Below are 13,807 nucleotides of genomic sequence, written 5' to 3' on the forward strand. Positions count from 1 at the left end.
CATCCCGGCCCACGCGGCAAGCCCCGGGAAAAAAGTGCGTCGCGGCAGCCTAATCGCTTGCCTGGGCGGTAGCAATAGTCGTTGCCCCCGTCCGGGCGTCTGGAGCCGACACGCGCTGCCGCTAGAATCAAGCGAGTTACAGAGCGGTTACAGCGGCAGACGGGTGAGGTGCCGCCGCGGCCTGCGCCTGAAAAAGCATTTCAAACTCCCGGAGAACTTCATGGCTCTCGTTTCAATGCGTCAATTGCTGGATCATGCGGCCGAGCACGGCTACGGCATCCCGGCCTTCAACGTCAACAATCTCGAACAGGTGCAGGCCGTCATGGCCGCGGCCGACGAGGCCGGCGCGCCGGTGATCCTGCAGGCCTCGGCCGGCGCCCGCAAATACGCCGGCGAAAGCTTCATCAAGCATCTGATCCAGGCCGCCGTCGAGGCCTACCCCCACATCCCCCTGGTGATGCACCAGGACCATGGCCAGACCCCGGCCATCTGCCAGGGCGCCATCGATCTGGGCTTCAGCTCGGTGATGATGGACGGCTCCCTGCAGGCCGATGGCAAGACGCCGGCCGACTTCGCCTACAACGTCGACGTGACCCGCCAGGTCGTCGCCCTGGCCCACAAGGTCGGCGTCACCGTGGAAGGCGAGTTGGGCTGCCTGGGTTCGCTGGAAACCGGCGAGGCTGGTGAGGAAGACGGCATCGGCGCCGTCGGCAAGCTGGACCACAGCCAGATGCTGACCGACCCCGAGGAAGCGGCCCAGTTCGTCAAGGCCACCGGTCTCGATGCCCTGGCCATCGCCATCGGCACCAGCCACGGCGCCTACAAATTCACCCGCAAGCCCACCGGCGACATCCTGGCGATCTCGCGCGTCAAGGAAATCCACGCCCGCATTCCCAACACCCATCTGGTGATGCACGGCTCCTCCAGCGTGCCGCAGGAGCTGCTGGAGCAGATCCGCCAGTACGGCGGCGCCATGAAAGAGACCTATGGCGTGCCGGTGGAAGAGATCCAGGAAGCCATCAAGTACGGCGTGCGCAAGATCAATATCGACACCGATATCCGCTTGGCCATGACCGGCGCGGTGCGCAAGTTCCTGGTCGAGAACCCCGACAAGTTCGACGCCCGCGAATGGCTCAAGCCCGCTCGCGAGGCCGCCAAGGCGGTCTGCCTGCAGCGCTACCGCCAGTTCGGCTGCGAGGGCCAGGCCGGCAAGATCCAGGCGCGCAGCCTGGTCGATGTGGCCGCCGCCTATGCACGGGGCGAGCTGAATCAAGTCGTTCAGTAAACCCGGCCGCCGGCAATAGCGCCGGCCCCTCCGTGTGAGCCCAGCCCGCCCGCAGCCCGCGGCCGGGCTTTTTGCTTTGAATGCGGCCTAAAATCCCTCCTCTTTTTGCCCTCCCGCCCATCATGACCGCAGCTCTCCTGAATTCCTCGCTGACTTCCTTGCCCCTGATCGCCCGCGGCAAGGTGCGTGAAAACTATGCGGTCGGCGAGGATCGCATCCTGATGGTGGCCAGCGACCGCATCTCGGCCTACGACGTCATCATGGGCGAGCCCATCCCCGGCAAGGGCGCCTTGCTGACCCAGATGGCCTTGTTCTGGTTCCAGAAGCTGGACGGCATCGTGCCCAATCATCTGACCGGCGAAGACCCGCTGTCGGTGGTGGGCGAGGCCGACCGTGCGCAGGTCAAGGACCGCTCCATGCTGGTCAAGCGCCTCAAGCCCCTGCCCATCGAGGCGGTGGTGCGCGGCTATCTGGCCGGCAGCGGCTGGGCCGAGTACAAGCAGAACGGCCAGGTCTGCGGCGTCCAGTTGCCGGCGGGCCTGCAAAACGCCAGCAAGCTGCCCCAGCCCATCTTCACCCCGGCCACCAAGGCCGAGATGGGCGACCACGACGAAAACATCAATTTCGAGCGCTGCGTTGAAATCATCGGCCAGGACCTGGCCGAACGCGTGCGTGACATCTCTATCCAGCTCTACCAGCGTGCGGCCGATTTCGCGCTGAGCAAGGGCATCATCATTGCCGACACCAAGTTCGAGTTCGGCCTCGATGCCGACGGCACCCTGACCCTGATGGACGAGGTGCTGACGCCCGACTCCTCGCGCTACTGGCCGGCCGAGAGCTATGCGGTGGGCAGCAACCCGCCTAGCTACGACAAGCAATTCCTGCGCGACTGGCTGGAGCAGGCCCAGGTGGACGGCAAGCCCTGGGGCAAGGTCGCGCCGGCACCGGCCCTGCCGGCCGAGGTGATCGAGAACACGGCCGCCAAATACGGCGAAGCTCTGCAGCGCCTGACCCAATGAAGGCCATCAAAAGCCGCCTGCTGAAGCGTCTGGAGGCCGAGATCGCCGCCTCCAAGACCCTGGCCAAGACCTCCTGCCTGCGGGCCCAGCGGGCGCTGCTGTTTGCCCGCCACGGCCATATGGCCGAGGCGCGCGAGCAACTCACCGATCTGCATCAGCTGGCCTTCCAGCATCCGCATCCCGAGGTCGGCGCCTGGCTGCATTTCGCCGAGGGTCTGATGAGTTATTACACCGACTTCAGCAGCGCCGCGCAGGAGAAGATTGCCCGCGCGTATGCGATTGCCAAGTCGGTGGGGCTGAACAATCTGGAGGCCTTGAGCGCTGCCTGGCTGGCTCAGCTGGCCTATGTGCGCCATGATTTGCCCGAGATGCTGCGGCAGGCCCAGGCCTGTGACGAGGCCGCGGCGGGCACCGATTTCAGCGCCCGCTACCGCCTGTGCACCGTGCTGGGCCTGGCCCATCATTTCGCCAATCAGCAAGAGCAGGCCCGGCACTGGTATGCCAAGGCCCGCACCCATGCGCAGGCCGAGGGCGATGACGCGGCCCTGTCGGCCCTGATGTACAACATGGCGGAGATGCGCACGGCCCAGGCCCGGCGCGAATCCCTGGCCAGCCGCTTTGCACCGGGGGCGGTGGCGGGCTCGGGCCTGTTGCTGGGGGCGGATTCGATCAAGCATTACGACGAGGCCGTCGGTGGCTCGGTCAAGCCCGACCTGACGCCGGTGCTGCGGGCCCAGATCCTGACGGTGGAGGGCGACTTCGAGCAGGCGCGGCGCTTGTTCGAGTCTCATCTGCCGCAAGCGATGTCCACCGGCCTGGCGCGCCTGGGCAGCAGCTTGCTGGCCGATCTGGCCTGGTGCCGTGTCAACACCGGCCAAGCCGAGCACGGCCTGCAGCAGGCCAAGGAGGCGGAGATCGAACTGGATCCGCTCTGCGATGTGGACGACCGTGCCATCACCCACAGCCGGCTGGCGCAAATCTACGCCTTCCTGGGCGATGCCGCGGCGGCGGAGTGTCATGCGCAGAGCGCGGCCGCCGAGTGGCAGGAGTTCGCCTCGCAGCAAAGCGCCTGGGCCACGGCCCTGGCCGCCGCCCAGCTACAGCCTCGCTAAGGCTTGCTTAGAACTTATCCGCAAATAGCCGGGGTCGGCTGGCGGACGCTTTGAACGCATGGCTGCGTTACAAATCCTCGCGATACCGCCGGGTATCGCTGTGGTTTGCGCCTTGCCCTGCGCCCAAATCGCCTCGCCATCCTCAACCCTGCTATTTACGGACAAGTTCTTAGTTGAGCGCCATGCTCAGCTTGCGGCGGTACTGGTCCAGCAGCGGGTCGGAGGGCGGCAGCACCGTGTGGCCGGCCAGCTGCAGGCCGCTCTTGGCATCGTCCCCGCTGGCTTTGCCGGCCGGGGCCTTGGGCTGGGGCTTGGTCATCAGCTCAAGAATCGCCACATAGCTGAGGCGGGCCAAGCCTTCGTTCCAGCTCTTGTCGCGCATGATGATTTCCAGCAGATCGTCCATCGCGCCGGTGAAATCATGGGCGGCCCAGCGGGCCTGGGCGAGCGTGAAGCGGGCCTCGAAATCGCGCTTATTGCTTGCGATGGCGGCCTGCAGAGTGGCCGCATCAATGCCCTCGCTGGCGCGCTGGCAGGCCTTGAGCCAGTGGCCCAGGGCGGCAAAGCGGGCGTGGCGGGTGATGGTGTCGGCGGCCTTGGCGGCCACCGGCTCGAAGGCTTGTTGGGCCGCGGCCAGCTCGCCCAGCTCCAGCAAGGCCTTGATGTAGTCGAAACGGGCGACCTCATTGCTCGGGTCGGCCTCGACCGCGCGCTGCAGCTTGACCAGGGCGGATTCCACATCGCCTTCGGCCAGCAATTCCTCGGCCGCGGCCACTTCTTCCTGCGCCTCCAGGGCTTCGCCGCTGGGCACATGCTTGTCCAGGAATTCGCGGATCTGGGCCTCGGGGACATTGCCCACAAAACCGTCCACCGGCTGGCCGCCGGCGAACATCACGCAAAAAGGAATGCTGCGCACGCCAAACATCTGGCTCAGCTGTTCGGTGATCTGCGGCACCTCGTCGGCATTCACCTTGGCCAGCTTGAAGCGGCCGGCATAGGCCACTTCCAATTGCTCCAGCACCGGGCCCAGCACCTTGCAGGGGCCGCACCAGGGCGCCCAGATGTCCAGCAGCACCGGCTGCTGCAGAGAGCTTTCGATCAGCTCGGCTTGGAAATTCTGTAGGGTGATATCGATCATGCGGGCGTCAAGAGATGTAAATGCGAGGGGGCCAGGAGCCAAATGGCGCCGGCGGCCTACAATTCAAGGTTTTCCAGCCCCCGCAACCGGCGGGGAGGGTAGAGCGGTAGAGCGGATTGAATCAATGAGTGCAACTCCTGTGATCGGCGTGGTGATGGGTTCCAGCAGCGACTGGGACACCATGAAGAATGCCGCCGATATTCTCGCCGAGTTCGGCATCGCCTTCGAGGCCAAGGTGGTCAGTGCCCACCGCATGCCGGACGAGATGTTCGCCTATGCCGAGTCCGCTGCGGCACGGGGTTTGCAGGCCATCATTGCCGGTGCCGGCGGCGCCGCCCATCTGCCCGGCATGCTGGCGGCCAAGACCGTCGTGCCCGTGCTGGGCGTGCCGGTGGCCAGCCGCCATCTGCAAGGGGTGGACTCCCTGCATTCCATCGTGCAAATGCCCAAGGGCATTCCGGTGGCGACCTTTGCCATCGGCACCGCCGGTGCGGCCAATGCGGCCTTGTTTGCCGTGGCCATGCTGGCCAATCACAACCCGGCCCTGCGCGAGCAGCTGACGGCCTACCGGGCCCGCCAGACCGAAGTCGCCCGGGCCATGAGCCAGGATCTGGTCTGATGAGCGAGACGGTCTTGTTGCCCGGCACCGCCAGCCTGGGTGTGATGGGCGGCGGCCAGCTGGGCCGCATGTTTGTGCATGCGGCGCAAGCCCTGGGCTACCGCAGCGTGGTGCTGGACCCCGATGCCGACAGCCCGGCCGGCCTGGTCGCGCATCAGCATATCCGCGCCGACTATCTGGACGAGGCCGCCCTGGCCGAGCTGGCGGCCCAGTGCGGCGCCATCACCACCGAATTCGAGAACGTGCCCGCCCAGGCCCTGGCCCGGCTGGCCGAGCGCCGCGTCGTGGCGCCGGCCGGTGCGGCCGTGGCCATCTGTCAGGACCGCGCCGACGAGAAAGCCCATTTCAAGGCCAGCGGCGTGGCCTGCGCGCCCTATGCCGAGATCACGACGGCCGCCGACCTGGCCGCGGTCAGCGATGACTTGCTGCCCGGCATCTTGAAGACCGCCCGCATGGGTTATGACGGCAAGGGCCAGATGCGGGTGCGCAGCCGCGCCGAGCTGGTCGCCGCCTGGGATGAGCTGAAAAACGTGCGCTGCGTGCTGGAGCAGATGCTGCCCCTGGCCCTGGAGCTGAGCGTGATCAGCGCCCGCAATGCGGCCGGCGAGATCGTGCAATTCCCGGTGCAGCAGAACCTGCATATCGATGGCATTCTGGCCCTCACCCAGGTGCCGGCGCCCGCGGTCGGGCCCGAGCTGGCGGCCGAGGCCCTGGCGTCCGCCGCGCGCATCGCCGCCTCCATGAACTATGTGGGCGTGCTCTGCGTGGAGTTCTTTGTGCTGCAGGACGGCCGCCTGATCGTCAACGAGATGGCGCCGCGCCCGCACAACTCCGGCCACTACACGATGGATGCCTGCGATGTCTCGCAGTTCGATCTGCAGGTGCGGGCCATGGCCGGCCTGCCGCTGCGCCAGCCGCGCTTGCATTCGCCCTGCGTGATGCTGAACCTGCTGGGCGATCTGTGGTTTGGCACCGACGGCGCCGAGCGCAGCCCCGTCTGGGACCAGGTGCTGGCCCTGCCCTGCACCCATCTGCATCTCTACGGCAAGGCCAGTGCCCGGCCGGGTCGCAAGATGGGCCATCTGAACATCAGCGCCGCGACCGCCGCCGAGGCCGCGGCCACGGCCCGGGCCGCCGCCGCCCTGCTGGGCCTGCCCACGCAGTGGTGAGCGAAAAGCGCCACGCCATGCTGCTGGACGGCCAAGACCCCCAAGCCATCGCCCAGGCCGCCCAGGCCTTGGCGGCGGGCGAGCTGCTGGCCTTGCCGACCGAGACCGTTTATGGCCTGGGCGCGCGGGCCGATGCCGACGCCGCCGTGGCCAAGATCTTCGCCGCCAAGGGCCGGCCGGCCGATCACCCCTTGATCGTCCATGTGCTGGACGCCGCCGATGCGGCCCGCTTCGCGGCCGAGCTGCCGCCGGTGGCTTTGGCCTTGATGGCTGCTTTCTGGCCCGGCCCGCTGACCGTCATCGTCAAGCGCGCGCCCGGCATGGGCGCGGCAGCGGCCGGCGGCCAGGACAGCATAGGCTTGCGCAGCCCCGCCCATCCGGTGGCGCGGGCGCTGCTGGCGGCCGCGCGCGCGCTGGGGGTGAACGGCGTGGCCGCGCCCAGCGCCAACCGCTTCGGTCGGGTCAGCCCGACCCTGGCCCGCCATGTGCTGGATGAATTCGAGCCCGGCCTGCTGGTGCTGGACGGCGGCGAGTGCGAGGTGGGCATCGAGTCCAGCATCGTCGATTGCAGCCGCGAGCACCCGGTTCTGCTGCGCCCCGGCGTGTTGACGCCGGCCGAGATCGAGGCCGTCATGGGTCAGCCCCTGTGGGCGCCCGACGCGGCGGCGCCACGGGCCTCGGGCACCTTGGCCGCGCATTACGCGCCTGCGGCCACGGTGCGCCTGCTGGATCCCGCGGCCTTGCAAAAAGGCCTGGAAGCGCGCTCGCCCCAAGCGCGGGCAGGGCTGGCGGTATATTCACGCACGCTGCTCGCGCCGACCTCGAGCGTGGCGCAAGGCTTGCTCTGGCGCAAGATGCCGGAGGACGCGAGGGCCGCGGCGCATGAGTTGTTCGCCGTTCTGCGTGATCTGGATGCGGCGGGTGCTGGCGAGATTTGGATTGAGTTGCCCCCTGCCGGGGCGGCCTGGGACGGGGTCAGAGACCGCTTGTCCCGTGCCGCCGCGGCATTTCAGGCGGTGCCATGAGGATTGAGGGCTCCAGGTGGAGCGCTTGATCCGGTTTTTTGAGTCAGGACTTACGCAAAGCCGGTGCAGCAAGGCAGAGCGCCGAAGACAGTACACCTGGTACGGCGAGGCGCTCGAACGCAGCTGTGGCGGTTTTGCGTAAGTCCTATGAGTGTTCGGAGAGTTCATGAAGCGTTTCACAGCAGGCCCGCGTGGTTTTGCCCATCTTGCTCAATTCGTCCTGTCGCTGGCCGCCCTGGCCGGTCTGAGTGCCTGCGGTGGGGGGACTTCGCAGATCGAACCCTTCGCCCCCACCCGCATCATCACCTTTGGCGATGAGAGCAGCCTGATCAAGGCGGACGGCAAGAAGTACACCATCAATGCCGTGGACTCCATCACCGGCGCGATCGATTGCACGGCCAATCCCATCTGGGTGCAGCAACTGGCCCGCCGCTTCGGCCTGGTGTTCAAGGAATGCAACCCCAGCCAGATCGCCATCACCTCGGGTGTGATGTATGCCGAGCCCGAGGGCAATGTGGCCAGATTCCAGGCCCAGTTGGACAAGCACTTCGCCACCGGCGGTTTCGGCCCCAAGGATCTGGTCACCGTGATGGTGGGGGCCAATGACATTGTCGAGCTGTACAAACAGTATCCGGCGCAGAACAAGGACTCCTTGCTGGACGAGGCCCGTGCCCGCGCCCGCCTGCTGGCGGCCCAGGTCAACCGGATTGCCGATGCCAATGGCCGGATCGTCCTGGCGACGGTCTTCGACCAGGGGGCAACGCCCTATGCCTTGCAGGAGAACATCGACAAGCTGGACAGCAGCCGCACCGTGTTCCTGAGCGAGCTGACCAAGGAATTCAATGAGGAAATGCGGGTCAGTATTCGCAACGATGGCCGCTTGATCGGCCTGGCGCTGGCGGATGAGCAGATCAAGTTCGCCGTCAAATACCCTTCGAGTGAAGTGAGCAAGCCGGCCTGCCTGAACACCGTCTCGGTGGACAACTGCACCACCAACACCCTTGTGGACAGCTCGGCGAGCGCCTGGCTGTGGGCCAATGACAAGCTGCTGAGCCCCACGGGGCAAGAATTGATTGCCCGCGTCGCCCTGCAACGGGCCACCACCAACCCCTTCTGACCCGGCGCTTCGTTTTGCCCTAAAGGCCCGGCCGCGCCTCGCTGCCGGGCCTTTGCGTTCCCACCCCGCCCGTTTCCTGCCTCTGACTACACTTGTTCCATGACTGTTTTGTTGGCTCTTGATAGCTCCACCGAGGTGATGGCCATCGCCCTGAGCAGCCCCGCTGGCGAGTTCCATTTCGAGGCCGAAGGCGGGCCGCAGGCCTCGGTGCGGCTGCTGCCCGAAACCCAGGCCCTGCTGGCCCAGGCCGGCCTGCGCCTGGGCGATGTCGATGCCATCGCCTTCGGCCGCGGCCCCGGCGCCTTCACCGGCCTGCGCGCCGCTTGCGCCGTCGTGCAAGGCCTGGCTTTTGGCGTGGGCAAGCCGGTGCTGGCGATCGACAGCCTGATGCTGGTGGCCGAAGACGCGCGCCAGCAGGCGGCCGCGCAAGGTCAGGCCTTGAGCGGCCTGGTCTGGGTGGCGATGGATGCACGCATGGGCGAAATCTATGCGGCGGCCTTCCGCGTGCCGGCGCCGACCGGCCCGCTGCTCGAGGTTCAGCCCGCCGCGCTGTACAAGCCCGCGGCCTTGGCCGAGCTGTTGGATGCGCAGACCGAGGACTTTGCCCTGGCGGGCTCTGCCCTGGCCCTATTCGCCGAGGCCTTGGCCGCGCCCGAGGGGGGGCGGCCCCGCCGCGTCTGGCCGCAGACGCATTCGCGTGCGCGCGCCCTGGCCGCCCTGGCACGCCAGGCCTGGGCCCAGGGCGGTGCCATGGACGCGGCCCTGGCCATGCCCGTCTATGTGCGCGACAAGGTGGCGCAGACGACGCAGGAGCGTCTGGATGCGCGGGCGGCGCAAGCCACCGCGGGCCGGCCATGAGCGCCACGGCCGCCCAGCTCGCCATGCCTGCCGCGCCCTCGTCCGCGGGCCAGGCCTGTTTGCGGCCCCTGCGCCTGATCGATCTGCCCGCCATCATGGCGATCGAGAGGCGGGTCTATGCCCAGCCCTGGACCGAGGGCAATTTCATCGACTCCCTGGCCTCCGACTATCCAGGTTTTGGCCTGTGGTTGGCGGGCGACCCAGGCAAAGAGCCCTTGCTGGCGGCCTATTTTTTAGCCATGAAGGGCGTGGGTGAGATGCATTTGCTGAATATTTCGGTGCGCCCCGAGAACCAGGGCCAGGGCCTGGCCCGGCGGATGCTGGACGCCCTGGTGCGGCTCTGCCGCAGCGAGGGCTGCGAGCAGCTGTGGCTGGAGGTGCGCACCAGCAATACCCGGGCGCGCGAGGTCTATCGCCGTTACGGCCTGCAGGAGGTGGGCCTGCGCCGTGCCTACTACCCGGCCCACCAAGGCCAACGCGAGGATGCGGTGCTGATGAGTCTGCCGATTGATTTGATGGACCTGGGCCAGAACCCTGGCAGCGAAGAGGCCAGGCCATGAGCTGGGATGCACGTCAGATGGCCATGCTGGCGGCCATGGGCTTGCGGGTCTGGCCGCGGCAGCCGCTGCAGGCGCAGCCGCCAAGCCCGCCGCCGGATGAGGCGCAGCCCCAGGCCGCGGCAGAGCCGCCGCGGCCCATCCCGCGCCAGGCCCTGGCCCGGCCCAGTCTGCCGGAGGCCGCCGCCCCGCAGCCGCAAGCTCCACAGGAATTGGCCGCCCAGCGCCTGCCGGTGCTGGGCGAGGGGGTCTCGCAGATACGCTGCCTGGTGGTGCTGGACAGCGAGGACGGCCAGCCCCTGGACGGCGAGGCCGGCCTGCTGCTGGCCAATCTGCTGCGCGCCATGGGCCTGGACACCACGGGCGACACGCCCCAGGACCTGCTCTGCAGCCCGCCCAGAGCCCGGCTGCAAGCCGAGCTGGCCCAGCAGATCGAGCGACTGCGGCCGCGGCTCATCCTGACCCTGGGGCCGCTGTCCAGCCAGGCCCTGCTGCAAAGCAGCGAGCCCCTGGGCCGCCTGCGCGGCCGGGTGCACGACTACCGCGGCATTCCCCTCGTTCCCAGCTATCACCCGGCCTATCTGCTGCGCCAGCAGGCCGACAAGCCCCGCGCCTGGGCCGATCTCTGCCTGGCCCTGGCGGCCTTGGACGGCAAGCTCACGACATGACCTCCCCCAGCCCTCTGCAAGCCCTGATCCAGCAACACATCCGCGATGCCGGCGGCTGGATAGGTTTCGACCGTTTCATGAGCCTGGCCCTGTACGCGCCGGGCCTGGGTTACTACAGCAATGAGCGGCAGAAATTCGGCCTGATGCCGCAGAGCGGCTCCGACTTCGTCACCGCGCCCGAGCTCTCGCCCCTGTTCGGCCAGGCCCTGGCCGCCCAGCTGGCCCAGGCCCTGGAGGCCACCGGCACCCGTACAGTTTGGGAGTTTGGGGCCGGCACCGGCGCGCTGGCGGCCCAGTTGCTGCAAAGCCTGGGCGAGCGCATTGACCGCTACTGCATCGTCGACCTGTCCGCCAGCCTGGCCGCCCGCCAGGCCGAGCGCCTGCAGGCCCTGGGCCCGCTGGCCGACAAGGTGGAATGGGTGCAAGCCCTGCCGCCGTTTTTTGAAGGCGTGGTCATCGGCAACGAGGTGCTGGACGCCATGCCCGTGCAATTGCTGAGCTTTGATGGCCAGCGCTGGATGGAGCGCGGCGTGGCCCTGGGCGGCGAGCAGGAGGCGCAATTCGTCTACGCCGATCGACCCACCCATTTGCGGCCCTCGCTGATCTGCGACAGCGATGCCGCGCATTTCCCGCCCGGCACCGTCACCGAGATCCACAGCCAGGCCGAAGCCTTTGTGCGCACCCTGGCGGCCCAGCTCAAGCGCGGCGCCATCTTTCTGATCGACTACGGTTTCCCCGAGGGCGAGTACTACCACCCGCAGCGCGCGGGCGGCACCCTGATGTGCCATCACCAGCACCGGGCCGACCCCGATCCGCTGGTGCTGGTGGGCGAGAAAGACATCACCGCCCATGTCAACTTCACCGGCATCGCCCTGGTGGCCCAGGACGCGGGCCTGAGCGTGCTGGGCTATACCAGCCAGGCCAATTTCCTGATCAACTGCGGCATCGTCGACCTGATGGCTGCGGCCTCACTGCCGCAACGCAGCATGGCCCACAAGCTGATCGCCGAGCATGAGATGGGCGAACTCTTCAAGGTCATAGGCCTGGCGGTGGGGCCGGAGTTCGAGGCCCTGGGCTTTGCCCAGGGGGATCGAAGCCACATGCTTTGACATGCGCACGTCTTCAACCCGTACGCACAAGCCAGCCGTGGAGACTTGGCTTGGCGCGCGGATGAGGCTAACTGCGAGCCATCAAACTGACGCAACTATTTGCCCAAGAATCTTGGACTCATGTGAGCCTGGGCTGCCGAAACTTTCGCCTTCGGCATTTGATCGCTTGAATGTGGCCATCGCAGAAATAAGAGACGAAACACTATGTTCAGTTGTTGCGGATAGAGCTGGGGCCAGACCGTCAAGCTGACCATTAGATTGGATGGATAACCAATTGATTGAATTTTCTCGGGTTGTGGAAAAAGTTTGGTCAATTCGAATTTCGTCCGCCGTCGTCGGAAGAACCTCATTTGAGACCTGCCAATTCTCTGACGAATTTTTGAGAATTGAACGAGCCATGTCAGAGAGGTTGAATTCCTGAGTGAGTTTGTCCAAAACCTCGTCTGCGCTCAGTCCATCATATTTTGACTGTTCCTGATGCGACAAGAAGTCGTCTCCTGCTGACATGGAATAGAGATTGCCGCCGACGAGAGCAGGTGGCTCCCAAGGTTCTGGTTCGAGCTTTTGTTTGTCTGAGCCGCCGCCTTCCCAAATCACGCCATTCCAGGGTTGCCAGCCGCCATTGCCACTGGACGTCAAGCCAAGATACTGTTGAAAATTCTCAGAAAAACCAGCGTAAGGGGTGCGAATTGCCTCGGAAATTGCACCTATTGAACCCGAATTTCCAACAGGACTGCTGTCAGGTGGTGTTGGCTCGTCTGGAGGAACGTACTTTGGGGGTGAGCCGGTAGTCGCAGCATCCTTGCAGGCCTTAATAAATCCAGGGTCCTGTGAAAAGAACTGGCTTGTGCTTTTGATGACAAATTGGTCGAGAGCCATTCCCTTTAGTCCTTGCCAAGTGGCTGCCATTTCCGCTGCCAGAATGACATTGCTCAATTCCAGTTGACCCTTTACGCCTGCAACCCCCATGGCCACACCATTTGCACCAGCTTCGTTTGCTATGGTGTAGGCGGTATATGCTGCCATACCTTCGCTGGTAAAACAGACTGAGTTTCGATCCTCGAATGTTTGTGCGCGGCTCCAGGCTGCCTTGTATGTGGAGGTATTGCTGGCATGGCCTAACTCGTGAGAAATAATCTCATTGAGCGCACGGTCAATTGAAATATTTTTTTGTCTTGCAAGAATTGCGGCGTCGTTTTCATTAATGTAGATCACTCCGCCCTTTATTACTCCTCTCTCGGTGTCTAGGGCTGTATTGCTTTGGAAGGCGGTGGTGCTTTTAAAAAGCAACGTTCGCAGTTTTTAGCCCCGTGTATATGGCGGCTGCTGTGTTGGATCTCATTGATTTAACCTGATTTTTGATGCGATCTTCGAATGTGCTCATGATTAATTGGCGTCAATACTTGTGTGATTGAAGGGTGAAATTTTTACTAAGTTCTATTTCCCGAAAGATAGGTAAAAAGAGCTTGTGCAGCTATTTTTGATGGTAAAACCTAATTCTGTATTTTTTACCCCAATTGGATTGATGATTGTGTATTGGTTGGGTGGGGTGACAGTGTATTTCTTCTCTCCTCCGTACGTGTGGGGAATTGGTGGTGGATGTCGAGTGCTGGGTGAGTCTGCTATTTTTTCAATTTCAAACTTGGTGAGGCATATGCCATCTTTTGGGGTTGCATTAAATGAAAATGTATTTGTTTCATCGGAGTCGATTGGTGATGATGTTGAAATTTGTATTTTCTTAATGGATGTGCTTGCGAAATTTTCGTAATTGGTGTTACAAAACTTGTAGCTTGGAATGAATGGTATATTCTTGATATTGAATTCTCCGCAAGAATTTGTTGAGTTAATTGAATTTTTCTTGCTGTCAAGATCGAAATGTTTTTCAATTGATTCTCTGTTGGGGATATCTTCTGAGTTGAATTTGTTTAGCAAGAATTTAATTTCTTGAATGAGGTGTTCTTTTTTGTGGTCAAGCTTTTGTTGATTTGCAAATGTGCGCTGTTGGCAGGTGAGTGCAATCAAGAAAATGCAGATAAACTTTAAATGTGTGATTGGTTTCATTCTGAATATATTGGTGTGTTGTATTTTCCAGAGAGTGAACGAGCGACATTTGAGAATTTGGCGGTAGGCG

14 protein-coding genes are annotated in these 13,807 nt (G+C 64.1%); 11 read left to right on the forward strand and 3 right to left on the reverse strand.

The genetic code is table 11. From position 1 onward, the window contains the following. Nucleotides 1-220 precede the first annotated feature (220 nt). The 3 genes from fba to HNP55_RS20430 all read left to right on the forward strand — a co-directional run bounded on the left by fba (nt 221) and on the right by HNP55_RS20430 (nt 3,416). On the forward strand, nt 221-1,285 hold the full coding sequence (gene fba / locus HNP55_RS20420; protein ID WP_184303677.1) for a class II fructose-bisphosphate aldolase: 1,065 nt from the start codon (nt 221-223) through the stop codon (nt 1,283-1,285). A gap of 122 nt (nt 1,286-1,407) precedes the next feature. Next, nucleotides 1,408-2,304, forward strand: a complete 897-nt coding sequence (locus HNP55_RS20425) for a phosphoribosylaminoimidazolesuccinocarboxamide synthase (RefSeq protein ID WP_184303679.1) — start codon at nt 1,408-1,410, stop codon at nt 2,302-2,304. Next, nucleotides 2,301-3,416 carry a hypothetical protein gene (locus HNP55_RS20430; RefSeq protein WP_184303681.1) on the forward strand — a complete coding sequence of 372 codons (1,116 nt, stop codon included), beginning with the start codon at nt 2,301-2,303 and terminating at the stop codon, nt 3,414-3,416. The genes HNP55_RS20425 and HNP55_RS20430 overlap by 4 nt, the downstream gene beginning before the upstream one ends. Nucleotides 3,417-3,585: 169 nt before the next feature. Here HNP55_RS20430 and HNP55_RS20435 read toward each other — a convergent pair whose 3' ends face one another. Further along, entirely contained in the window at nt 3,586-4,554 is a 969-nt protein-coding gene (locus HNP55_RS20435; RefSeq protein ID WP_184303683.1) for a tetratricopeptide repeat protein, read from the reverse strand. A 124-nt stretch (nt 4,555-4,678) separates the two neighbouring features. Between HNP55_RS20435 and purE the strand changes: the two genes are divergently transcribed. The 8 genes from purE to HNP55_RS20475 all read left to right on the forward strand — a co-directional run bounded on the left by purE (nt 4,679) and on the right by HNP55_RS20475 (nt 11,676). Beyond that, nucleotides 4,679-5,173, forward strand: coding sequence for a 5-(carboxyamino)imidazole ribonucleotide mutase (gene purE, locus HNP55_RS20440; protein ID WP_184303685.1), 495 nt, complete (start codon nt 4,679-4,681; stop codon nt 5,171-5,173). Beyond that, a complete protein-coding gene (locus HNP55_RS20445; protein ID WP_184303687.1) occupies nt 5,173-6,342 on the forward strand; it encodes a 5-(carboxyamino)imidazole ribonucleotide synthase in 1,170 nt (389 codons plus the stop codon). The genes purE and HNP55_RS20445 overlap by 1 nt, the downstream gene beginning before the upstream one ends. A 17-nt stretch (nt 6,343-6,359) precedes the next feature. Then, nucleotides 6,360-7,367, forward strand: a complete 1,008-nt coding sequence (locus tag HNP55_RS20450) for an L-threonylcarbamoyladenylate synthase (protein ID WP_184303886.1) — start codon at nt 6,360-6,362, stop codon at nt 7,365-7,367. Nucleotides 7,368-7,533: 166 nt separating this feature from the next. Beyond that, nucleotides 7,534-8,484: an SGNH/GDSL hydrolase family protein gene (locus tag HNP55_RS20455; protein WP_184303688.1), complete on the forward strand. Its 951-nt coding sequence runs from the start codon at nt 7,534-7,536 to the stop codon at nt 8,482-8,484. Nucleotides 8,485-8,583: 99 nt separating this feature from the next. Beyond that, the gene (gene tsaB, locus HNP55_RS20460) at nt 8,584-9,342 is read left to right on the forward strand and encodes a tRNA (adenosine(37)-N6)-threonylcarbamoyltransferase complex dimerization subunit type 1 TsaB (RefSeq protein ID WP_184303690.1); all 759 of its coding nucleotides are present in this window, start codon (nt 8,584-8,586) and stop codon (nt 9,340-9,342) included. Beyond that, complete coding sequence (gene rimI / locus HNP55_RS20465) at nt 9,339-9,902, forward strand: ribosomal protein S18-alanine N-acetyltransferase (protein WP_246448562.1); 564 nt, start codon at nt 9,339-9,341, stop codon at nt 9,900-9,902. The genes tsaB and rimI overlap by 4 nt, the downstream gene beginning before the upstream one ends. Further along, nucleotides 9,899-10,567, forward strand: a complete 669-nt coding sequence (locus tag HNP55_RS20470) for a uracil-DNA glycosylase (protein ID WP_184303692.1) — start codon at nt 9,899-9,901, stop codon at nt 10,565-10,567. Before rimI ends, HNP55_RS20470 begins: the two co-directional genes overlap by 4 nt. Next, complete coding sequence (locus tag HNP55_RS20475) at nt 10,564-11,676, forward strand: class I SAM-dependent methyltransferase (RefSeq protein WP_184303694.1); 1,113 nt, start codon at nt 10,564-10,566, stop codon at nt 11,674-11,676. The genes HNP55_RS20470 and HNP55_RS20475 overlap by 4 nt, the downstream gene beginning before the upstream one ends. 81 nt (nt 11,677-11,757) lie before the next feature. Here the strand turns inward: HNP55_RS20475 and HNP55_RS20480 are convergent, their stop codons facing one another. After that, nucleotides 11,758-12,891, reverse strand: a complete 1,134-nt coding sequence (locus HNP55_RS20480; RefSeq protein WP_221439712.1) for a hypothetical protein — start codon at nt 12,889-12,891, stop codon at nt 11,758-11,760. A gap of 222 nt (nt 12,892-13,113) precedes the next feature. After that, nucleotides 13,114-13,737, reverse strand: a complete 624-nt coding sequence (locus HNP55_RS20485) for a hypothetical protein (protein ID WP_184303698.1) — start codon at nt 13,735-13,737, stop codon at nt 13,114-13,116. Nucleotides 13,738-13,807 lie beyond the last annotated feature (70 nt).

Source organism: Roseateles oligotrophus (genome assembly GCF_014204525.1).
GTDB lineage: Bacteria > Pseudomonadota > Gammaproteobacteria > Burkholderiales > Burkholderiaceae_C > Paucibacter_A > Paucibacter_A oligotrophus_A.